This window comes from Clostridium sp. JNZ X4-2 (assembly GCF_054889485.1).
On sequence record NZ_CM142685.1, the window covers coordinates 1,509,365 to 1,531,456 of the forward strand.

Annotated in this window: 19 protein-coding genes and 2 pseudogenes; 13 read left to right on the forward strand and 8 right to left on the reverse strand. The window is 33.7% G+C overall.

Annotated elements, in window-relative coordinates:
* Positions 1 to 259: 259 nt before the first annotated feature.
* Positions 260 to 1,309, forward strand: a complete 1,050-nt coding sequence (gene gap / locus ACYUJ6_RS07285) for a type I glyceraldehyde-3-phosphate dehydrogenase (protein WP_461845162.1) — start codon at positions 260 to 262, stop codon at positions 1,307 to 1,309.
* A 33-nt stretch (positions 1,310 to 1,342) separates the two neighbouring features.
* Here gap and ACYUJ6_RS07290 read toward each other — a convergent pair.
* A pseudogene (locus ACYUJ6_RS07290) lies at positions 1,343 to 1,534 on the reverse strand (transposase); the annotation flags it as partial.
* A 270-nt stretch (positions 1,535 to 1,804) separates the two neighbouring features.
* On the opposite strand from ACYUJ6_RS07290, the pseudogene ACYUJ6_RS07295 reads away from it, so the two are divergent.
* Positions 1,805 to 1,903 (forward strand): annotated as a pseudogene (locus tag ACYUJ6_RS07295) (efflux RND transporter permease subunit); the annotation flags it as partial.
* 143 nt (positions 1,904 to 2,046) lie between these two features.
* Here the strand turns inward: ACYUJ6_RS07295 and ACYUJ6_RS07300 are convergent.
* Both ACYUJ6_RS07300 and ACYUJ6_RS07305 read right to left on the reverse strand, forming a co-directional pair.
* Positions 2,047 to 5,106: an FtsX-like permease family protein gene (locus tag ACYUJ6_RS07300; protein WP_461845163.1), complete on the reverse strand. Its 3,060-nt coding sequence runs from the start codon at positions 5,104 to 5,106 to the stop codon at positions 2,047 to 2,049.
* Complete coding sequence (locus ACYUJ6_RS07305) at positions 5,103 to 5,804, reverse strand: ABC transporter ATP-binding protein (protein ID WP_461845164.1); 702 nt, start codon at positions 5,802 to 5,804, stop codon at positions 5,103 to 5,105. Before ACYUJ6_RS07305 ends, ACYUJ6_RS07300 begins: the two co-directional genes overlap by 4 nt.
* Before the next feature lie 174 nt (positions 5,805 to 5,978).
* On the opposite strand from ACYUJ6_RS07305, the gene ACYUJ6_RS07310 reads away from it, so the two are divergent.
* A complete protein-coding gene (locus ACYUJ6_RS07310) occupies positions 5,979 to 6,551 on the forward strand; it encodes a TetR/AcrR family transcriptional regulator (protein ID WP_461845165.1) in 573 nt (190 codons plus the stop codon).
* Positions 6,552 to 6,687: 136 nt separating this feature from the next.
* Here the strand turns inward: ACYUJ6_RS07310 and ACYUJ6_RS07315 are convergent, their stop codons facing one another.
* From ACYUJ6_RS07315 to ACYUJ6_RS07325, 3 genes are read right to left on the reverse strand one after another with little or no spacing between them, the layout of a single operon-like run.
* Complete coding sequence (locus ACYUJ6_RS07315; RefSeq protein WP_461845166.1) at positions 6,688 to 7,125, reverse strand: MarR family winged helix-turn-helix transcriptional regulator; 438 nt, start codon at positions 7,123 to 7,125, stop codon at positions 6,688 to 6,690.
* A gap of 60 nt (positions 7,126 to 7,185) precedes the next feature.
* The gene (locus tag ACYUJ6_RS07320) at positions 7,186 to 7,590 is read right to left on the reverse strand and encodes a flavodoxin family protein (RefSeq protein ID WP_461845167.1); all 405 of its coding nucleotides are present in this window, start codon (positions 7,588 to 7,590) and stop codon (positions 7,186 to 7,188) included.
* 51 nt (positions 7,591 to 7,641) lie between these two features.
* Entirely contained in the window at positions 7,642 to 8,115 is a 474-nt protein-coding gene (locus ACYUJ6_RS07325; RefSeq protein ID WP_461845168.1) for a glutathione peroxidase, read from the reverse strand.
* 396 nt (positions 8,116 to 8,511) lie between these two features.
* Between ACYUJ6_RS07325 and ACYUJ6_RS07330 the strand changes: the two genes are divergently transcribed.
* From ACYUJ6_RS07330 to ACYUJ6_RS07365, 8 genes are all read left to right on the forward strand, one after another.
* Positions 8,512 to 8,973: a MarR family winged helix-turn-helix transcriptional regulator gene (locus ACYUJ6_RS07330; protein ID WP_461845169.1), complete on the forward strand. Its 462-nt coding sequence runs from the start codon at positions 8,512 to 8,514 to the stop codon at positions 8,971 to 8,973.
* Between the two features lie 129 nt (positions 8,974 to 9,102).
* On the forward strand, positions 9,103 to 10,308 hold the full coding sequence (locus ACYUJ6_RS07335) for an MFS transporter (RefSeq protein WP_461845170.1): 1,206 nt from the start codon (positions 9,103 to 9,105) through the stop codon (positions 10,306 to 10,308).
* A 353-nt stretch (positions 10,309 to 10,661) separates the two neighbouring features.
* Positions 10,662 to 11,357, forward strand: a complete 696-nt coding sequence (locus ACYUJ6_RS07340; RefSeq protein ID WP_461845171.1) for a response regulator transcription factor — start codon at positions 10,662 to 10,664, stop codon at positions 11,355 to 11,357.
* Position 11,358: 1 nt separating this feature from the next.
* Positions 11,359 to 12,273 (forward strand): sensor histidine kinase, encoded by a 915-nt coding sequence (locus ACYUJ6_RS07345; protein ID WP_461845172.1) that lies wholly within the window; start codon positions 11,359 to 11,361, stop codon positions 12,271 to 12,273.
* 82 nt (positions 12,274 to 12,355) lie between these two features.
* Positions 12,356 to 13,285, forward strand: a complete 930-nt coding sequence (locus ACYUJ6_RS07350; RefSeq protein ID WP_461845173.1) for an ABC transporter ATP-binding protein — start codon at positions 12,356 to 12,358, stop codon at positions 13,283 to 13,285.
* Positions 13,269 to 13,967 carry an ABC transporter permease gene (locus ACYUJ6_RS07355; RefSeq protein WP_461845174.1) on the forward strand — a complete coding sequence of 233 codons (699 nt, stop codon included), beginning with the start codon at positions 13,269 to 13,271 and terminating at the stop codon, positions 13,965 to 13,967. The genes ACYUJ6_RS07350 and ACYUJ6_RS07355 overlap by 17 nt, the downstream gene beginning before the upstream one ends.
* Before the next feature lie 145 nt (positions 13,968 to 14,112).
* Positions 14,113 to 14,604, forward strand: coding sequence for a PH domain-containing protein (locus tag ACYUJ6_RS07360; RefSeq protein ID WP_461845175.1), 492 nt, complete (start codon positions 14,113 to 14,115; stop codon positions 14,602 to 14,604).
* Entirely contained in the window at positions 14,597 to 15,994 is a 1,398-nt protein-coding gene (locus ACYUJ6_RS07365) for a PH domain-containing protein (protein ID WP_461845176.1), read from the forward strand. The genes ACYUJ6_RS07360 and ACYUJ6_RS07365 overlap by 8 nt, the downstream gene beginning before the upstream one ends.
* A gap of 376 nt (positions 15,995 to 16,370) precedes the next feature.
* Here ACYUJ6_RS07365 and ACYUJ6_RS07370 read toward each other — a convergent pair whose 3' ends face one another.
* On the reverse strand, positions 16,371 to 17,618 hold the full coding sequence (locus tag ACYUJ6_RS07370; RefSeq protein WP_461845177.1) for a D-alanyl-D-alanine carboxypeptidase family protein: 1,248 nt from the start codon (positions 17,616 to 17,618) through the stop codon (positions 16,371 to 16,373).
* Positions 17,619 to 17,758: 140 nt separating this feature from the next.
* On the opposite strand from ACYUJ6_RS07370, the gene ACYUJ6_RS07375 reads away from it, so the two are divergent.
* Positions 17,759 to 18,367, forward strand: a complete 609-nt coding sequence (locus ACYUJ6_RS07375) for an NUDIX hydrolase (RefSeq protein ID WP_461845178.1) — start codon at positions 17,759 to 17,761, stop codon at positions 18,365 to 18,367.
* Positions 18,368 to 18,441: 74 nt separating this feature from the next.
* Here ACYUJ6_RS07375 and ACYUJ6_RS07380 read toward each other — a convergent pair whose 3' ends face one another.
* Positions 18,442 to 19,923, reverse strand: a complete 1,482-nt coding sequence (locus tag ACYUJ6_RS07380; RefSeq protein ID WP_461845179.1) for a nicotinate phosphoribosyltransferase — start codon at positions 19,921 to 19,923, stop codon at positions 18,442 to 18,444.
* Between the two features lie 135 nt (positions 19,924 to 20,058).
* Here ACYUJ6_RS07380 and ACYUJ6_RS07385 point away from each other — a divergent pair, with 135 nt between their 5' ends.
* Positions 20,059 to 22,074: an ATP-dependent helicase gene (locus ACYUJ6_RS07385; protein ID WP_461845180.1), complete on the forward strand. Its 2,016-nt coding sequence runs from the start codon at positions 20,059 to 20,061 to the stop codon at positions 22,072 to 22,074.
* The last annotated feature ends 18 nt before the right edge of the window (positions 22,075 to 22,092 follow it).

Below are 22,092 nucleotides of genomic sequence, written 5' to 3' on the forward strand. Positions count from 1 at the left end.
AGTTTTTCATTTCACCTTCTTGTAAAAGTGAGCAAATTGGATTAAATGTCTGAAATATAGAATATATATGGGAAAAAATAAGTGCATTATAATATCCCTGTACAAAAATAAATTTGACATATATGCGTATTATTGATATAAATAATGTAGCATATATGTTCCGGGTACAACATATATAGCATATACTTATTAATATAAATAACATATATAAGAGAATAAGTTTTAATAGGGTATAAATATTTTATAGGAGGAGAAAGTAATGTCTATAAAAGTTGCAATTAATGGTTTTGGAAGAATAGGAAGATTGGTTTTAAGAATTGCTCAGGAGAGGTTGAAAGGAACTGTTGAGATCGTGGCAATTAATGCCAGAGCAGATAATGAAACTCTTGTGCACCTTTTTAAATATGATTCATGTTATGGAAAATTCAGAGGCAGTGTAAAAGCAGAAGAAGATTCAATAATTGTAAATGATTCTGAAATAAGAGTTTTTAGGGAAAATGATCCTGAAGATTTACCCTGGGACAAATTAGACGTGGATATAGTGGTGGAATCCACCGGGAAATTTAAAGACAGAGAAAGTTTATACAAGCATATAAAAGCCGGAGCAAAAAAAGTTATAATTACAGCACCGGCCAAGGATGAAGATATAACTATAGTTATGGGTGTAAATGAAGAAAAATTTGATGTAAAGCGTCACAATATTATTTCAAATGCATCCTGTACTACAAATTGTTTGGCTCCTTTTGCTAAGGTCCTGGACGAAAACTTTGGCATTGTAAATGGCTTTATGACCACAATACACTCTTATACAAATGATCAGAGGCTGCTTGATAAAACCCATAAGGATTTGAGAAGAGCAAGGGCAGCTGGAGAGTCCATAATTCCAACTACAACAGGAGCAGCCAAGGCAGTGGCAAAAGTGCTGCCAAATTTGAGGGGCAAATTAGATGGCAGTGCCTTGAGGGTGCCTACAGCTACAGTTTCTATTACAAATTTAGTGTGTGAACTTTCAAGACCTGTTACAGTGGAAGAAGTAAATAAAACTTTTAAGAGAGCTTCTGAAGGGCTTCTGGAGGGAATACTGGGATATTCTGAAGAACCATTGGTGTCAATAGATTATAGAGGAGATGACAGATCTTCTATAATAGATGGACTTTCAACTATGGTGTCAAATAATATGGTTAAGGTAGTGTCCTGGTATGATAATGAATGGGCTTATTCCTGCAGAACTGTGGATCTTGTAAATTATGTTGCAGAGGAAATGGAAAAAAATCATGAGAATACTGAAAAGATGTTGATAAATAAATAAGGTTTGGCTGATTTTTGGTTAATGATAAAAATCTTCATTAACTATCTTCAATATATTACGCATCTGGTGTACAATATATTTCTGATATTCTGTCTCAGAAAATGCTGTAGATATTGACTCCTTTATACTAGAAAGTCCATCAGGACAGGGAATAAGTATGTCTTTTACATCCCTGTTCTTAAGTTCGTTCAGGAAACTAAGCCAGTATTTACTGCTTTCATTTTTCCATTCTCAATAAATAGGAATTATGTATGAAATCAAAATATTTTAGAGTTAAGAGGCTATTGCATATATAATTATATTATGAACAATATATTGACCTTGGTAAAATTTAATAGTATAAATTATTTTATTGCTTATTTGGTGAATGAAATGGAGGATTATATGCGTAAGACTGGAAGACGATTGACCAGCAGAGATTTACAGGCTATTGAAAGAAAAAAACAACTACTGGATTCGGCTGAAAAGTTATTTGCAAAACAAAATTACAGCAGGGGAATGAATTTGAAGGAAGCTTTAGTTAAAGCAGGGCGTACGTGTCTGAGGCCAATTATTATGACCACCTTAGCGATGATTTTTGGTATGATTTGTACCGGTTGTCTATACATTTTTAAATGATTTTAAAATAAAGTTTAGAAAAAAGGCTATATGATGGACATTAATTCCATCATATAGTCTTTTTATATATATGTCCGCTGTTTCTTGCTCATAACACAATAATTAACTGCAATTCGGCATTATTCAATGGATTTCAGAGACTCAATCATATTTATTTTCTTGATTTTAAAATACGTAACTATCTGCATGATGCTGGAAACCAGTATAATAATGAGAGATGACCATATAAAACTGGAAGTATGTATATTTTTGAAATATACATCTGCATTGTTTTCTATAGCGCCTATTACAAATCGATGAAAGGGAATTCCAAGCAGCAGACCTGCACCGATACTAATCAGTGTCAATAGAAATGTCTCACGGTAAATATATTGATTCGTCTCTCCATCATTGAAACCAAGCACCTTCAGTGTAGCAATTTCACGTTTCCTTTCACTCATATTAATGGATGTCAAATTATAGAGTACAATGATTACCAGTATTGACGCAATGACAACTAACATAACAACTATATTATTTAGGTTCTTGTTACCATGGGCAGCTTTCTGCAATATATCATCCTTGAAAGTTACATTTATAATAGAATCCTCTTCCTCCAGTAAATGCTTAGACAATACATTTTTATTCTGGCGGTAGCTGGCTGCGATCATATTATAGGAAATGTTTTTCCCAAATACTTTACCATATAAGTTTTTACTGATGTAAATATAATTCTGCATATAGTTTTCCGCAACATCGGATACTTTCAGAGAATACAGCTTATTATCTGCATCTTTTACCTTGATTGTATCTCCCCTGCCTATTTTTAAAACTTCAGCAAGTTTCTGGGTAATTACAACACCGCTGTTATCTATTTTAATATTATTTCCCGTTAATTGGCTCCTTAAAGTATAATACTTCTTAAACAGGCTTTCATCTGAAGGTACTACTAAATAGGTATCCAGAGACTGATTACTTGACTCGGCTTTAAAGGCTGCCTGTTTGATTAAGAGAGGATTTTCAACCTTCTCTTCTGCCAGCAGGTCTTTTAAATCTTCACCCATATTTGCGGTATCATTTTTCAGCGTAATCAAAGTGTTATACTTAAAAATTTCACCATATTGTTTTTCAGCAACACCATTAATACTATCCTTTATTCCAAATCCCGTTACCAATAGAGCTGTACATCCAGCTACTCCCACAATGATCATGAGAACCCTCTGTTTATAGCGGAATATATTACGCATTGTAGTTTTACTGTTAAAGGAAAGGCGTTTCCAGATAAAACTTATTTTTTCAAGCAGGATTCTCTGTCCGTTTTGCGGTGGAACAGGCTGCATTAAAGCAGCAGGTTCCTGTTTTAATGCTTTGCTGCAGAAAAAGATGGTTACAGCTGTCATAAGAGCTATAACAACTGCCAATGATAACAGCAGGTTTGTAATGTTATGCTGAATAATCAGCGGTGGTAAGATGAATTCATTAAAAGTGGAATATATGATATTTGGAATAATGTTTCCAAATATAAAAAATCCTGCTATAGTCCCTAGCACAGTGGAAGACAACACGTAAAACAAATATGTTGAAACAATGCTTGTATTTTTAAATCCTAATGAAGCCAGTGTTCCAAGTTCGCCGCGCTCTTCCATGATCATTCTAGCCATTGTATTGGATGTCATCAGCATGACAATCAATATGATGAACAGGGGGAAAACTGCTGCTACGGAAGTAATAGTGTCCGTGGCACCCTTTAGATTACTGTAGCCTGCCAGGATGTCATCTCTGTTATAGATATACCATTTTGTCTTTTCTGTTGCAGAAATATCTTTTTTCACATTATCAAGCTTTGACTGGGCATCGGATATTTTAGTATTAAAAGAAGATAAGTTTTTATTGTACTCACTATAGCCGTAATTTAGCTTTCTTTCATTTTCCATAAGCTGTGTCTTGCCTTTTGTAATTTTTTCCTTTGCATTGTCCATTTGAGTATCAAACACAGCAATTCCCTGATTCAATTTGATTTCTTGATCATTTAGTGTATTTATGGATGTCTGTAGTTGAATAAGTCCCTTATAGGAATCCAAATATTGATTGAGCTGCGTGCTAAGCTGTTCATATTCATGACTGCCTACAGGCAGTTTACCCTGCTGTTCCTTTATGGATTGGACGGCAGAATTCAACTCATTAATTTTGGTATCCAACTCTTTTTCTGAAATACCTTTGCTGCTTAATGCAGCGTCAATTTGATTTCTGCTGCTGACAATTTTATCTTTTGCCCTTTGAAACTGGGATTTTTGATCCACAGCTTTTTTCTGCAGCTCAGTCTCCTTTACAGAAATATCTTTTTTGGCATTTTCGATTTTTGTTTTGCTTGTATCAAGCTGAACCTTTGCATCAGTCAGCTTTTTTTCAGCATCAGCCTTTTCGGTATTTAGTTTGGTCTGATTATCATTTATTTTGTCCATTGCACTGCTGTAGATCTCATGATATCTTGCATTTTCCCTTTCAGGTTTCAATTTTACCAGTTCATTATTGATCTGACCTGATATATCATCATATTTTTGCGAATAGGATGCGACATTTTTGGTATTGGCTGCAGTAATATAAATCTCCGTATAGGCACCCATATTGAAATTATCTTTATTGACAAAAATAAAAGAGGACAGCTTTCCGTCACCCATTGTAGTATTGCCATAATCAGTATCCATATATAATGGAGATTCTACAGTACCTACCACAGTAAATGCTGTATTTTTTAATTTGGTACCCACAGCACTGTCAATTGTAATTTTATCACCGACTTTATATTTTTTGCTGTCAGCAATACATTCTTTGCTTGTTGCAGGCATTCGTCCACTAATCAGTTTTACAGTATTCACCGAATTCTCGAGTCCATGCACTCTTATTGCCTTATTTCCTTCAAGAACATCCAGGGAATAGCTCGGCACAACATTTTGTACACCCTTCAATAATTTAATTGCTTTTACGTCCTCATCTGTCAATCCCATTGTGCTGACTACTTTGAAATCCATTAGCTTATGAGTGTTGTAATATTTGCTGACAGAGTTGACAATATCCGACGAAGTTTCCTTTAACCCTAAGAAAAATCCAAAGCCTACCGTGAGGATTATAAACAGCGATATATATCTTCCAAAGGACTTCTTTATTTTAATAAGAGTATTTTTAAACAGCAATTTTATCACCACACAATTTCTTTAGCTTTTTTGGGATTTTTGTTTGTAGAAATATCCTCTACAGTTCCATTTTTGATCTTGATCACTTTATCTGCCATATCTGCTATGGCAGCATTGTGTGTAATTATAACAGTTGTGGTATTCATTTTTCTGCATGTATTTTGCAGAAGTTCAATAACTCGCTGACCTGTTAAGCTGTCAAGTGCCCCGGTAGGCTCATCACATAAAAGCAATTTTGGATTTTTTGCTATAGCCCTGGCTATGGCAACACGCTGCTGCTCACCTCCAGACAACTGTGCGGGAAAATTGTTCATTCTTTTAGATAGACCAACTTGTTCCAGTACGGTTTTGGGTTCAATATGATCTGGACATATCTGACAGGCAAGTTCCACATTTTCAAGTGCAGTGAGATTTCCCACAAGGTTGTAAAACTGAAATACAAACCCAATATCGTTACGCCTGTAGCTTACAAGTTCTTTTTTGGTATAGGTATGAATTTCATTGCCATCAACTAGTATACTGCCGCCACTGGGGATGTCCATTCCACCCAGCAGATTTAGTACGGTTGTTTTTCCTGCACCGGACGGACCAAGTATTACAACCAGCTGACCTTTTTCCACTGAAAAAGAACAGTTGTCTACTGCAGTAATTGCAATATCTCCAACAGCATATTCTTTTTTTACATTTTCAAAGTCTATAAACGACATCTAATATACCTCCAACTTTTGTCAAACAATGTGTTGATTATTTTTCTTTAATATAGTATACTGACATTGTGAGGTAAATACAACAATCATATTATTAAAAAATGATAATTAAAAAACAGATTTTTATAAAGCGTTCGATAAATTATAAGATTTTTTAATTTGGGAGAAATTACTATGAAGGAAAAGAAAACTGATAGGCGGGTTAAATACACAAAGATGGTTATAAGACAAAGCTTTGTCAAATTATTAAAACAAAAATCCATATCCAAAATATCTATAAAAGAAATTTGTGAAGATGCGGACATTAACCGTGCTACATTTTATGCCCATTATAGAAATCAGTATGATTTACTAAAACAAATAGAAAATGAAACGATTGATGACATCAATCAATATTTAAGTAGTTATGATTTTAAAAACAAAGACCATATTCCTACCATTGGTATTGAACAAATTTTGGAATATATAAAGAAAAATTCAGAACTTTTTGATCTTCTGCTTAATTCAAACGGTGATACACACTTCCAGCAGGAAATCATAAAAATTGTGGGCAGACAGCATTTTATACCGATAAAAGAAAATAATTTTTTAAAAAAAGAGGAATCAGAATATATATTTTATTTTTTAGCAAGCGGCAGTATATGCACCATTCAAAAATGGTTAAAAGAAGGTATGGAAAAACCTATTAATGAGATAGCTGAGTTGATACTTACAATATCAATCAACGGCATAAAGTTTTTTGACTGATTCTAACAAGGGTTTATAGGATTTTATTTGTAAGTATTTTTGATACGAAAGTCCATCAAGAGGAGGGCGTACCTGGATTTGTGTAAATCAAATCCAGGTACGTCATTTTTATTTTATGTTTTATATTTTTTAAAAATTATTCTGCTATATTGTTTAGAATTTTATAAAGCAGATTATATAGCTGTCCTATTTCTTCTGATTCAAGTTTCACACATTTTCCAACCTGCATGGGAATTTCAACTGCCTGCCTCTTGAGTTTGTCTCCCTGATCAGTTAGTGTAATAAGAAGATTTCTTTCATCATTTTTTGAACGGATACGTGTAATGTATCCTTTGGATTCCAGCTTTTTCAAAACTGGTGTCAGAGTGCCAGAATCAAGGTAAAGATATTTTCCCAGTTCTTTAACATTTAACTCTCTTTTTTCCCACATTACCATCATGGCAATATATTGTGTATAGGTCAGGTTTATTTTATCAAGAAATGGCTTATATTTTTTAACTATTTCCCTTGCACATGCATAAATTGGAAAACACAATTGATTTTCCAATTTTAGAACATCATATCTATTCTTCACAACGTATATACTCCTTCTACAAAGCTATGGTATTATGAACAATTAAATTTGCCACTTTTCTTATAAAAATGATTTTGCAAATTGACTTGCTTTCTTTAAATCATCAGCATCTGGCTTTCCTCTATGAATAGGTCCAAATGAACCTCTACAGTGATACTCTTTGTTACTTACGGTTATTCCCCTTTTACCTGCAAGTTTTTTTATTTGTGAATAGGTGGACTTAATGACTGCTGCAGTACTGAAATTTACAATCTTACCAACAGGAACATCTATGTCCTCAATAAATTTTTTAACCTGGGCATCCACACCAGCAGCATATACGGAGCTCCCAAGAAATAGTATATCCACATCATCTGTTAATTTTTCATTTACTGTTTTTGCTTCTGCACCTACTGTTTTTGCTATCTCATCTGCCAGTTTTTTCGTATTACCTGTCCTTGTATAATATCTTACTGCTATTTTCACTGTATTTTCCCCCTTTTTGCCACAGTCTTTCTGTGACTCTTTTATTAATTATTAAAGTAACTTCTCTATTTTCATAGCTATTTTTTCAGGCACCGTTGCCGGTGAAAATCTTTCAACCACATTGCCTTTTCGATCTACAAGAAATTTTGTAAAATTCCATTTAATTTTATTTCCAAGGATTCCACTCTGCTGGGATTTAAGATAAGTATAAAGCGAACTCTCATTTTCTCCATTCACATCAATTTTTGAGAACTGATTAAAAGTAATTCCATATTTAAGATCACAAAAGCCTGCAATTTCTTCATTACTTCCTGGTGCCTGATTGGCAAATTGATTACATGGAAAATCGAGTATCTCAAATCCTTGAGATTGATACTTCTCATATAAATTCTGAAGTCCCTTATATTGTGGGGTAAATCCGCATCTTGTAGCCGTATTAACAATCAGCAATACTTTTCCTTTATATTTTTTCAATGAAACATTGTTTCCTTTTCTGTCATTTACGGTATAGTCATAAATATTCATATTTACCATTCCCTCCATATTAAATTGCTCATAATTAAATTGTAGACAATTTAATTATGATTGTCAACAAACTTTTTAAAATTATCTATGAAAATGACAGCTGTGAAAAGACATATAACTTGTAATTCCATTATGATTGGATAAAATAATTGTCATAGAATCTTAATACACGTGATAGGTTAACAGAATCGAGTCTTTGAATTGCTATATAATGGAGGTCTGTTACTTTAGCATTTCTGTAAATTAATTGGTAAGCTTAAGCAGTGTTGAGTTTCCAGGCATGAATAAAAAATTTATTTTACATATTTTTTAAATTAAGAAGAAGGGTGGAAAATGGTATCAATAGCATGTATTTAATTAAAGAATCTTATGCTTATCTTGACAATGGCGTATATGATGTATACAATTGTTAATATGGATAAAAAATTTTATGTGGATAAATTACCTAGAAAATTATTGAATGTCATAAACCGTTTCAATGAAACTGATAAAAAAGCCAGAAACTTTGGTACGGATACAGTACTTCATCTTTCAGAAATCCATCTTGTTGAGTTTATAGGTGACAATGAAAAACTTTCCGTGTCGGAAATAGCCCGGCGGAAAAATATTACAAAGGGTGCGGTTTCACAAACGTTGTTCAGATTGGAGGGTAAAAAATTAATTGTGAAGGCACTGAATCCGGAAAATAAATCACAGGCTATTGTCTTATTGACTAAAAAGGGATGGACAGCTTATTGTGAACACAAAAAATATCATGAAAACATCAACAGAGTTATTTTATCCTGTGTGCAGGATAAGTCAGAAAAAGACACGGAAGTTATTTGTAGTTTTTTAGAGCAGCTGGAGAAACTTCTCTAAGGGAAGTTTCCCCATACCTATAGTGTATAGTATATATACACTATAGAATAAATTTTTATCTAGAAACGGTTTATTTGATCTGAAGTTAAAAGTTCAAATATTAAATGCCGATTAAGGAGATTTTTACAAATGAAAGATTTCAGAAGGGAAAAGAAATTTGTTTTAAGTAAATCACTGGTTTTGTTGATGGCAGTTGCCTGTGGAGTTTGTGTTGCAAATTTGTACTATATTCAACCACTTGAATCACAGATTGCGGATGCTTTTTCCGTATCGCAAAGTTCCGCAGGAATAGCAGCTACAGTCACTCAGATTGGATATGCTCTTGGGCTTCTATTTATAGTGCCCCTGGGAGATATGTGTGAAAGACGTTCGCTTATACTGCGAATGTTGGTTTTGGTAGTTTTGTCCCTAGTTATAACTGCATTTTCACAAAATTATTTTGTCATGCTTTTATCCATGTTTGCAATAGGTCTTACCACTATTGTTCCACAGATTATTGTTCCTTATGCCGCCCATCTTTCACCGGAAGGTCAGGAGGGCAAGGTTATAGGGAATGTTATGAGCGGTCTTCTTATTGGAATTTTGCTTTCACGTACCTTTAGTGGAGTAATAGGTTCAATTTTTAATTGGAGAGTTGTGTATATTTTCGGTGCATTTTTCATTGCCTTGCTATTTGCTTTTATTTTAGGGCTTTTTCCTAAAGATAAGCCGGCAAATGTAATTCCTTATAAGGATCTTTTAAGGTCCATTCCGGATTTGATAAAAAATCAAGTTTCACTGAGGGAATCTGCAGTGAATGGATTTTTTATGTTTGGTTCCTTTAGTATATTCTGGACTTTACTTATATTTTTGCTTGAGACACCGGTTTATAATATGGGTACCAGAGAAGCCGGACTATTTGGCCTCTTTGGAGTTGCCGGTGCATTGGCAGCACCACTTGTTGGAAAGGCAGCTGACAGGAAAAGTCCCAGGTTTACTGTAGGAATAGGAGTAATATTTTCTACTGCTGCTTATGTATGTTTTATCCTCTTTGGATATCATATTCTTGGTCTTATGTTAGGTGCAGTTATTCTTGATCTTGGAAATCAGTGTGGACAGGTATCAAATCAGGCAAGAGTACAGCTTCTGGGGGACAAAGTTCGCAGCCGTAATAATACCGTATTTATGTTTTCCTATTTTATGGGAGGAGCAGCAGGCTCTTTCCTTGGTACTCTCTTCTGGCAGAATTTTGGCTGGCAGGGTGTCTGCACAATTGGACTTATTTTTCAGGTTTTAGCCGTTATTGCCCATTTTGTAATTTATAGAGATAAAAAAAATTATCCGACCGCTAGCTAATATTTCCAGTGCACTCTGTGAAAGCGACTGTCATCAAATCAAAGATTTGGGACATCTGATTTTCTCAAAGTGGAAGATAAGCACTGCTGTGCGCCTGGATAAGTTCTGCCCTTAAAGGATAACGTATTCTAAGTGCTAAAGACACTAAGAATACTGTTAATAAGGTTCAGGTGGAGAAAAGTATTCCTTATGAGCAAACTCCATCTGAACCTAAGAATCACTTGATAAGCTGAGGTGAAAATTTTGTTCATGTCCTTTGCAGGTTTTACAATATTTGAAATTCCATGGTAGAATTAATTGTACCGTGGAATTTTTATTTCAGCTTTAAAGGGAACGAAAGGGATGAGAATATTTTGTCTAGGATATTACTTATAGAAGATGATAAAAACATAAGTGAAATGGTTACTGAATATTTAACCGGTGATCTATATGAGGTTACACAAGTTTATGATGGAGAATCGGCAGTTGGTGAATTTAGAAAACATCCTTATGATCTGGTTCTTTTGGATTTGATGATTCCAAAAATCAGCGGTATGAGAGTTATGAAAAAAATAAGGGAAAAGGATGTAACACCTATTATTATAATAACAGCCAGGGACAGTGATACAGATAAAGCAGTTGGACTGGGGCTTGGGGCAGATGATTATCTGACAAAACCATTTTCCCTGGTGGAGCTTTCAGCAAGAATCAAGGCAAATATAAGACGTGCCACAAAATATGTAAAAGAACAGCAGAAGTGCAAGGGTGAAGTCATTTATGTAAAGGATCTGGAAATAAATACAGATGAGCATTCTGTTATTAAAAAAGGAAAGCAGCTTGACTTAACCAATAAGGAATTTGAAATTTTAAAACTTCTGGCTTCCAATTTGGGAAGAGTTTTTTCCAAGGAACAGATTTATAATCAGGTTTGGAAAGAACCCTATTATGGAGACGAAAATGTCATAAATGTCCATATGAGAAGACTTCGCAGTAAATTGTCCCGGGGAAAAAGTGATTTTCAATATATCAAGACCTTGTGGGGAATTGGATATAAAATGGAGGAATATTAAAATGACAGTATTTTTAGGTGTCCTGATTTTGATTTTTGCAGCAGCTTATATATTGGAACACAGGAAATACAGGCTTCAGTCGAGACAAATTGAATATATGTCCAGTAAAATAGATTTTATTGTTAAAAATGAAACAGGTGAATCCATTCTGGTTACTACAGAAGATGAAGCCATAAGGTCCATTGCTTCCAGCATCAACGGACTGCTGGATTACAGCAATCATAGTAAAAGAGCATATGTAAACTCCAGAATTTCCATGATGAGAATGATGTCCAACATTTCCCACGATTTAAAGACGCCCTTGACTACTTTGAAGGGATATGCTGAAATGCTCAGAATTAGACTGAAAGATGACAGGATGGTTATAAAAGTTGATTCCAGAATTGATGAGATTCTGGAACTGATAAATAAATTTTTTGATCTTGCCAAGCTGGAATCCGGAGACAAGGTGATCAATATTGCCAATGTAAATGTATGTGAAATATGCAGAAGGAATATGTTTGAATTCTATGACATACTTTCTGAAAAAAAGTTTCATGTGGACATCAATATACCCGAAAAGCCCGTTTATGCAAGAGCGGACGAGGAAGCACTGAATCGTGTCTTGAAAAATATAATTGATAATGCCGTCAGATATGGAAACGCCGGCAAGTACATAGGTATAAAAGTAAGCAGCTGTGAAAATACAGCTTGTATTGAAATTGAGGATCACGGCAGGGGAATTCCCAAAAGTGACAGGAAAAATGTTTTTGAGAGGATGTATACACTGGAAGATTCCAGAAGCAGGGATTATCAGGGAAGCGGATTGGGTCTTGCCATATCCAGGGAGCTTGTTGAACATATGAATGGAAGAATTGAGCTGGACAGTATTCCGAATGAGAGGACGCTGTTTGACATAATACTGCCAAAGAAATGACAACTTAAGAAAAAAGTAAGGTTTAGGACAGAAAAAAGACAGCTCAATTTGCTATACTAATATGCAGAAAGGGGGAATTTACTTGAATTATACACTAAAAATAAATGGACTCACCAAGACATATGGAGACAGGACAGTGGTGGACAGCGCCAATATGAATGTAAGAAAAGGTGAGATATATGGATTCCTGGGTCCCAATGGTGCAGGCAAGAGCACTATACTCAAGATGATTCTCAACCTGGTAAAGCCGGATAAGGGCAGCATCGTTGTATTTGGGAAAGAAGTGAAGGAGGATAATTTTGAAATTTTAAAAAGAACAGGCTCCATTATAGAAAATCCCTATTTTTATGACAAATTGACAGGAAGGGAAAATCTTGAACTTCACTGTGAATACATGGGATATCACAATGGGGAAAGAATAGATGAAGTCTTGAATTTAGTTGACCTGTATGATGCTGACGGCAGGGCGGTTTGCAATTATTCATTGGGCATGAAGCAGAGACTGGCCATTGCAAGAGCCATACTTACGAAACCGGAATTCCTCATATTGGATGAACCTATCAATGGCCTGGATCCAGAAGGAATCAAGGAGATTCGTTCACTTATAAAGGATTTAAACAGAGAATATGGAATGACAATTCTTGTTTCAGGGCACATTCTTGCTGAAATGGAATTGATTGCAGATACAGTGGGAATTATAAAAAAAGGAAGGATTTTAAAGGAAGTGCCCCTTGAAGTAATTCATGAATACAATAAGGAATATATTGAGCTGGAAGTAGACGATCTGAGCAGGACAGGATACCTGATTGAAGAGAAACTTGGAATTAAAAACTATAAGATAGTGTCTGAAAATAAAGTGCATATATATGACATGAGTAAAAGACAGAGTGTGATTTCAAGAATACTTGTGGAAAATGGTGTGAAATTGGAGAGTATTTATAAAAAAGAAGGTACCCTGGAGGAGTATTTTTTAAGACTGATGGAGGAGGACAGTTATGCTGCAGCTAATTAAATTGGAAATAAAAAAGTATAAATTGAAAAAGTATATCAAGGGAGTATTTGCAGCCGTTTTCTGCATAATGGCCTTCTTAACCATGTCATTTATCGACAATAAGGCAAGGACACCCAATGATCTGGATACATGGGAAAGTGTGGTGCTTATGACAAACATTTTATCCACCTATGTATTTTTGATATTTTCTTCTGCACTGACGGCAAAGATCATTATAGGAGAATATAGAGATAGGACAATTTTGGTGATGTTTTCCTATCCGGTAGACAGAAAAAAGCTTATGACTGCAAAATTGATTATAGTTGTTGTCTTTGCCATAGTGTGTATATTCATAAGTGACATACTGTGCATATCCTATGCGGTGATTTTGGATTCTATTATAGATGTTGTTGCAGGAAATTTTAGTTTCAGTTATATTTCCAGTGCATATCTCATATTTTTGGGGTTTATTGCTGCAGGAGGAGTACTGGCACTTTTGCCTTTTGATGTTGGAATGAGGAAAAAATCAGTCCCTTCAACGGTTTTGACGGCAGTTGTGCTGAGTGCCCTGATGCAGCCTGTACTAGGAGGTAAATATGCAACACTGGAAGGTACGGTTGTCAAACTAATTGTTGTTACTTTTGTCACTCTGGCATTGACGGTATATACCATAATGAAGAAGATAAACAATATAGACAGTTGAATCCCTTTGAAAATCTGATATAATAATGTGGAAGCAGGGTATGTTTACTGGAAGAAAGAGAGACAGGCTTTCCCGGACAAAACAGTGAACACATTTTCTGAAGGAAATGTGAAAATACTGCAGCGTTGGATAGGAGGTTTTGAACATGGACATGGGCTATAGAAGTATCGACAGAAATGCCGTAAAGATCTGGATGATTGGAAGAGTTATAACAAGTATCATAATTTTAACAGTATATATTTTGATAAATCATTTACTGATTATTCCGAAATTTTATCAAATATCCATGGTTGAATATTTGATGAATATACTGGGATTTATTATAGTTCTAATTTCCATTCTGGATAGTTTCGTCTGGCCTTTTTTGGAGTACCAGCAGTGGGAATATGGTATATTTGAAGATAAAATTGAACTGATAAAGGGAATTATAGTTAGAAAAAAGATAATCATTCCAATTTCAAGGATCCAGAATTTAAAGATAGAGCAGGGGCCTATTCAGAGAATTTATAAAATAGCCTCCATAAATATAATAACTGCAGGCGGCTGTCATATAATACCTGCAATACCAGTTGAAGAGGCGGAAATAATTTCTGAAAGTCTTAAAAGGATTATAGAAATGGGAGAGAAAAATGTATAAGGCAGAGAGAAATCATATTTTAAAAATATTTTACGATATGGCAAAGTTGATTAAAGAATTTATAGGGATTGTAGTTGCAGTGGGAGTTCTGGTCAATAAAATAGGTCTTGTAAGATCTATTCTTATAGGAATTGTCCTGTTTGTCATGGTTGTTTTATACGAATTTTTGCTGTGGAGAAAAAATTTTTTTACAATAGGAAAAAACTCCATATATCATCAGGAGGGGGTTTTCAATATAAAAAAGGTGGAAATTCCTTTTGAGAGGATTAATACCATAGATATTTCTCAAAGACTTATAGAGAGAATTTTCAAGGCAGCCACCATTAAAATTGATACCGGGGATACCTCCAACAAAGGCAGTGAATTGAAATTTACATTGAAAAAAGCCAGGGCTGAAGAACTGAGGGATATTTTACTAAAAAGGGAAGTTGGCAGCAGTACAGAAGAAAATAGGAAGTCTTATACAGTAAAACCGAGAGAGCTCATTGTATACTCTCTTGTATCAAATTCCGTATTAAAGGGAATAGGAATTTTGTTTGTTGTGCAGCAGTTTTTTGATCAGTATTTAAAAGATTTAATTCATATAGATACTTCCATGTATATAGACAAACTTCAGAAAGAAGACATCTATTATGCCATATACACTGTAGCACTTATAGTATTGAGTCTGATATTTATCAGCATACTCCTGGCCATAGTATATGTTTTTTTAAGGTATTATGATTTTAAGATGTGGGCGGATAGAAATAAAATATATGTGAAGTATGGAGCCATAAGCAGAAAGAATTACAGCTTTGACAGGGCGAAGATAAAGGGAATTCATGTGAAACAGACAGTTTTCATGCAGCTTTTCGGATTTTTCACCATGGAAATTGAAAGCATTGGTTACGGGGATGAACAGGGAGAAAAAGCAATACTGTATCCAATGTGCAATAGTTTCTTGAAAGATGAAATTATTAAGGATTTGCTGGGGGAATTTAAGTACAGCGGGGATATAACAAAACCCAGCAGGACTGCAGGCTTTAGATTCTTATATAAGAAAGTTATTTTCTGGGCAGTTACAGCTCTTGCATGTTTTTTCATAAAACCGGAATTTGTCCTGGTTACTTTGGTATTATTGTTGTTTTTGTTGATTATGGGATATCTTGAATTTAAAAATACTGCCTTTGGAATTGATGGCAGCTTGATTTATATGTGCTACAAAAGCTTTAATAAAACCCAATCTATATTGAAAATGGAAGCAGTTCAGTCAATTACTTTATCCCACACCTATTTCCAGCATAAAAAAGGTTTTTGTGATTACAGCATTATTCTTTACAGCTCGAATTTGGGTAAAGTTTTAGAAGTCAAAAATTTAAATGACGGTATTGTAGGGGAATCTTTTAGATAGAGTAATAGATAAGATGATGGGTGTAAAAGAGAAGAAAACTATCAATATGGTTAATGATTTTTTAGGTCTTTTGTGATATAAGATTTGATTATTTAAAATGAAATTTGTATTATTTAAAATAATGTATAAGAGCTGTTACTAAAAGTTAGTATACAGCTCTTTTGTTTAATCAAAAAATGATCTTAATTAATTCCACTATTAACTTCCTGATTATTGATATATCATTTAATATAATAGTTAGTAGGTAAACATGCCTGGAAACAATTCTTTGAATGCAGTATTCTTGGCTGTAATAACAACTGCGGCTGTTATTACAGGTCTAAGTTATATATTAGGCAGCGGTATTATTTAATCGCTGCCATTTTTAGTATAAAATTTATTTTTTTAGGTATCTGCGCGGTTTTCTTTTACAGATAAATTTTACAATTACATTTAATATAAATATTAGCAGTAAAGCTTCCAGGTAGAGGGGAGCACTTTTTTTAAGAAGATCATACCTTGGCAAAGCAGAATAAACTTTATAGCTTTTAGAGTAGTCTCTTTCCTTTATAGTAAGATCCCCCAGTGGAACTTGGCCTTTTAAAGCCTTTAAAGTAGTATCTGTAATACTTATATTCTTTTTTAATTCTTTCTTATTCAAATCATTATCATAATAAGTTACATTATCTTTAATTTGAAGTGGAACTTCTATACTTCTATAAGGACCTATAAAATAAAAAGGTCTGTATTTTATCAGTTGTTTCCCAATTGTGGAATTTTTGTTATATAAGATACTGGGCTTTTTATTGTAGCTCCAATTTATTATATTTTCCATATCATTAAATACATAGGTGTCATTTGGATCATATATGGAATCCATAACAACTCCCAATACTTCCCTGTTATTTCTATTATATACTGCTACCAGACATCTGCCAGCAGGTATGGTGTATCCAGTTTTCCCGCCTACACAGCCATCTTGTCCCAAAAGCTTGTTTGTGTTTTTAATTGGGAAAACAAGGCCGCTGGTGGTCTTTATTGTGGTTGAAGATGTTGCCATGGTATTTCTTATCCAGGAACTTTTAAAGGCATCCCTTGCAATTATGCTCATATCGTAAGATGTAGTATAATGATCCGGATTATGAAGACCATTTGGAGTAACAAAATGAGTGTTCTTCAAATTGAGCTTTTTTATATAATCATTCATCTTTTCGGAAAAAGTACCTGCATCTTTGGATATATTTTCTGCAATGACATATGCAAGATCATTGGCTGAATACATTAAAAGTCCATCCATTACATCTTTCGCAGACATGGAATCACCTATTTCAATAGAATGAATGTCCCCATTTAAGGAAGATTCGGGCTGAGCCTTGGCTCCGGAAGTATATGTCAGCATATCATTTGGTTTCCTGTTTTTTTCAAGGAGAATAGCTGTGAGAAGTTTTGTAGTACTAGCGGGATATACTCTAATATCTGAATTCTTTTCATATATTATTTCATTGGTCTGCATATCCACTGTTATAGCTGCTTTCCCATAGATATCAGGAGCCTGTGTTCTAGTTGAATTATCAGCAGACACATTATAATTTAGAGAAAATATAAATATAAATGTAAGTAATATGATATTACTTTTAAATTTCAAAGTACATCACTCCAACTGTTTAAAATTTATATATATATTTTATTAAAAATATATTATATAATTGATTATGACATTTTAAAGTATATCATTAAGAAGTATATTTTACAATTGAGAACTATTGTGTTTTAGGAGGTATTTGATTGATAGAAAAAGTTGAAAATATATTTAGAGGCAGAAAAGGAAAAATCATGGGAGAGTTTAAAAAAAGTGCAGTGGTAATTCCTCTTTATATGGAAAAAGAAAATTTAAATGTGGTATTTGAGGTCAGGGCCTTGAATTTAAAGCATCAGCCTGGGGATATATGTTTACCCGGTGGAAAAATGGAACAAGGTGAAACTCCCAAGGTTACAGCCGTCAGAGAAACCATGGAAGAATTAAATTTGACCAGGGAAGATATAGATATTATAGGAGAAATGGATTATGTTGTAACGCCATATAACTTTATAATGTATCCTTTTGTGTGCAGGCTGAACAGTAAACATATAATCCCAAGCAAAAGTGAAGTAGATCATATTTTCAAAGTGCCTTTAAAATTTTTTATGGAAAATAATCCGCTTGTCTATGAAATGCCAGTGATCTCCCAGCCAGGGGAAAAATTTCCCTATGAACTCATAGTAAGGGGAAGAAACTATAAGTTTAGAAGTGGAAAAATAACAGAATACTTTTATCAGTATAAACAATATGTAATTTGGGGCTTCACAGCTTGTATAATAAAGAAATTTGCAGATATAATAAAAAGCAATTTATAATATGTTTTAATATAAGGGCTTGCAACTGATAAATTACAGGCCCTTTAACAGTAAAATTAATGCTGATTATTAAGCTATTCCTCATAAGTGTCAGAATATTTTCCAAGTAAATGCTGTTTTAAATCCCAAAGCTTTTTAGATAAATCCACATAATAATGGTGAGGGTTTTCAAGTCTTAATGTTTCCGGCCAAAATTTGGACGTTTCTTCTTTTACTAATTTTTTTATGCAGCTTACATCTGGACTTTCATATACAAGATGTCCATTGTCAAATATTTTCACCATCAAATCTTTAATGTAATAATTTTTTATTTTTTTCCTTTTCCATGTAAACAGGGGATCAAATATTTCAAGAGGTTTACCCATATCTATTTTTTCATTATTTAAAGTTATTAAATCAGCAATGGCCTTGTTGTCCATTTTGTCATAAATTCTGTATATTTTTTTAAATCCAGGATTGGTTATCTTTTCTTCATTTTCACTTATCTTTATTTTTGGTATTATAGTCCCGTTCTCATCTTCTACAGCTGATAATTTATATACTCCTCCAAATACAGGTTCTGATTTGGCAGTTATCAATCTCTCTCCAACTCCAAAGGAATCAATACAAGCACCCTGGCTGAGTACATCTCTTATGATGAATTCATCCAGAGAGTTTGAAATAACTATTTGTACCTCTTGAAGTCCGGCTTCGTCCAATATTTTTCTGCACTTTTTGGTTAAATAAGTTATATCGCCACTGTCAATTCTTATGCCCCTGGGTTTGTGTCCATTTGGAATCAAGATTTCTTTGAAAACCTTTATAGCATTGGGCAACCCTGATTTTAATACATTATAGGTATCTATTAAAAGCACACAATTATCCGGATATACCTTTGCCCAGGCTTTAAAAGATTCATATTCAGAAGGAAATAGCTGTATCCAGCTGTGGGCCATGGTTCCCACAGCCGGTATTCCAAACATCTGTTCAGCTATGGTACATGCGGTTGAACTGCAGCCGCCTATAACTGCAGCTCTGGCACCATATATGGCTGCATCAGACCCTTGTGCCCGTCTGGATCCAAATTCCATTATAGGTCTGGGTCCGGCTGCCTTACAGATCCTATTTGCTTTTGTGGCAATTAATGTTTGATGGTTTACAGTTAAAAGTATCATAGTTTCAACAAATTGAGCCTGAATAGCAGGACCTCTGACAGTTACCAGCGGTTCACCTGGGAATATTGGTTCACCTTCAGGTACAGCCCATACATCACAGCAGAATTTAAAATTTCTCAAATAATTCAGAAATTTTTCAGAAAATTGCTTCTTGGCTCTGAGATATTCTATGTCTTCTTCCGAGAAATTTAAATTAGACAAATATTCGATAACTTGTTGAACGCCAGCCATGATACAATATCCGCCGCCGTCCGGGATACGTCTGAAGAACATGTCGAAATAAGCTGTTTTATTTCCCATATTGTTTTCAAAATATCCGTTGCCCATGGTAAATTCATAAAAATCTACCAGCATTGTAAGATTTCTTCCTCTTCTAATGTCGAAATTTTTTGAGCTTTCCATAATAAAAATCTCCTCTATTTATGTTTTAATTTGGATAATTGTGAACAAAATTATATATACACACATTGTAATACTTAAGATGAAATATTACAAGATTGCGGATTCAGCACTTGTGAAAGTGAGGAGTAAGAGGTAATGAAAAATAAATTGGATATAAATCAAATGAAGGCAGTACATATTGATTTTAAAAATGTCATGGTCTGTGCCCCTCCAGGTTCCGGTAAAACCACAGTTATTATAAACAGGGTATATTATTTGATAGCCGTCAAAAAGGTAGAACCAAAAAACATAGTGGTAATAACCTTTACAAGATCATCTGCTTTTGACATGAAAAACAGATACTTATCAATTTCCAATAAAAATGATATACCTTTTTTTGGAACCTTCCATTCTTTATTTTATAATATATTAAAAAGACACAGTGGGAAAATAAATATAATATCTTCATTTAAAGCACAGCAATTAGTGAAAAATGTACTTGTATCATATTTGGATTCCATAGGAAATGAAAAAGTAAAGGAAGTTTTAAATGATATATCTCTTTTAAAAAATACGGGAAACAGTATGGAAAATTTTAAAAGCAAGTCAGATAAAGCTGTATTTATACAGTGCTTTAATGCATATGAAAAATATAAAACTGTGAATAATTTAATGGATTTCGATGATCTTCAATTGAAGGTTAGAGAGATCTTCCAAGAAGATAAAAGTATTTTAAACTATTACAGAAGGATATTTAAATATATATTAGTAGATGAATTTCAAGATTGTGATAAGCTTCAAATAGAAATTTTACAATTGATTGGAAGGGACAGCCGTGTGTTTGCAGTGGGAGATGAGGATCAATGCATATATTCCTTTAGAGGCTCCCGACCGGATTGCATGGTGGATTTTGAAGAATATTTTGAAGGTGGTAAAAAACTGTTTTTAGAAACAAATTACAGAAGTGTAAAAAATATAGTTGAGATGTCTAAAAATATTATAAACAATAATAAAAATAGAAATTTAAAACCTATTCAAAGCAGCAAGCAATATGAAGGGAAAATTAATTTTAAAATGTTTACACGGGAAAAAGATCAGGCATATCATGTATCAGAATCCATAAGAAAACTTGTAGAAATCCATAAGTATCAGTATAAAAATGCGGCAGTACTTTATAGAACCAATATAGAGTCAAGAATTTTAATAGATGCATTTTTAAAGTACAATATAAAATTTAAATTACTGGATGCACAGTATAATTTTTATAATCACTTTATATGCAGGGATTTAATATCATATTTTAAATTATCTGTGGATATGTGTGATAAGGAAAGCTTTATAACTATTATAAATAAGCCTTTCAGGTATATAGGAAGGGTTAATATAGAAAAGATACGAAAAAACAGGATAAAGGGAAATTGCTTTGAAGCCTTAAAGAAAATAGATGACATGCCAATTTTTCAGATTAAAACAGTAGATGATCTTCAAAAAAGAATCAGAAAATTGAGTAAGATGAAGTTAAGGGATGTTATGAAATTTATATTGAATAAACTGGAGTATATGGATTACTTAAAGGAGTATTGCAAAAAATCCAATAGGGATCTGGAAGAATTCCAGCATATTTTGTATGAATTTGAGGAATCCTGTAAGGATTTTAATACTATAAATGAATTTTTAGCTCATGTGGATAATGTAGAAAAAACCATAGATGAAAATATGAAGGAAGAAAATGCAGTTACACTGAGTACAATTCATGGGGTGAAGGGAATGGAATTTGAAAATGTATATATAATAAACTGCAGTGAAGGATTGATTCCCCATGAGAACAGTATAATGAACAATCTGGAGGAAGAGAGACGGCTTTTTTATGTAGGTGTTACAAGAGCCATAGATAATTTGAATTTATACTGCAGCAGTACCATAAGGGGAAAAGCAGTGGAGGTATCCAGATTCATAAAAGAATGCGGCGTATTTGATACATATGATTATGCTGAAAAACTTCATTTAAAGATAGGTGATGCCGTAGTGCACAAACTATATGGCAGGGGAGAGGTATCAGATAAAAAGGGTAATTTTATAAGTATACTGTTTCCCAATAATATAGAAAGAACATTCAAGTGCTCTGTGCTTTACAGCGGCCAGTTGATTGAGAAAATAAAGGGGATTTTTTAGTATACATTATATATATTA

What these genes read in the sequence shown, in the direction of transcription:
- ACYUJ6_RS07345 (WP_461845172.1), top strand. Translation starts at nt 11,359, where the DNA reads ATGACAGTATTTTTAGGTGTCCTGATTTTGATTTTTGCAGCAGCTTAT.
- ACYUJ6_RS07305 (WP_461845164.1), bottom strand. Translation starts at nt 5,804, where the DNA reads ATGTCGTTTATAGACTTTGAAAATGTAAAAAAAGAATATGCTGTTGGA.
- gap (WP_461845162.1), top strand. Translation starts at nt 260, where the DNA reads ATGTCTATAAAAGTTGCAATTAATGGTTTTGGAAGAATAGGAAGATTG.
- ACYUJ6_RS07380 (WP_461845179.1), bottom strand. Translation starts at nt 19,923, where the DNA reads ATGGAAAGCTCAAAAAATTTCGACATTAGAAGAGGAAGAAATCTTACA.
- ACYUJ6_RS07310 (WP_461845165.1), top strand. Translation starts at nt 5,979, where the DNA reads ATGAAGGAAAAGAAAACTGATAGGCGGGTTAAATACACAAAGATGGTT.
- ACYUJ6_RS07355 (WP_461845174.1), top strand. Translation starts at nt 13,269, where the DNA reads ATGCTGCAGCTAATTAAATTGGAAATAAAAAAGTATAAATTGAAAAAG.
- ACYUJ6_RS07325 (WP_461845168.1), bottom strand. Translation starts at nt 8,115, where the DNA reads ATGAATATTTATGACTATACCGTAAATGACAGAAAAGGAAACAATGTT.
- ACYUJ6_RS07385 (WP_461845180.1), top strand. Translation starts at nt 20,059, where the DNA reads ATGAAAAATAAATTGGATATAAATCAAATGAAGGCAGTACATATTGAT.
- ACYUJ6_RS07360 (WP_461845175.1), top strand. Translation starts at nt 14,113, where the DNA reads ATGGACATGGGCTATAGAAGTATCGACAGAAATGCCGTAAAGATCTGG.
- ACYUJ6_RS07335 (WP_461845170.1), top strand. Translation starts at nt 9,103, where the DNA reads ATGAAAGATTTCAGAAGGGAAAAGAAATTTGTTTTAAGTAAATCACTG.
- ACYUJ6_RS07365 (WP_461845176.1), top strand. Translation starts at nt 14,597, where the DNA reads ATGTATAAGGCAGAGAGAAATCATATTTTAAAAATATTTTACGATATG.
- ACYUJ6_RS07330 (WP_461845169.1), top strand. Translation starts at nt 8,512, where the DNA reads ATGTATACAATTGTTAATATGGATAAAAAATTTTATGTGGATAAATTA.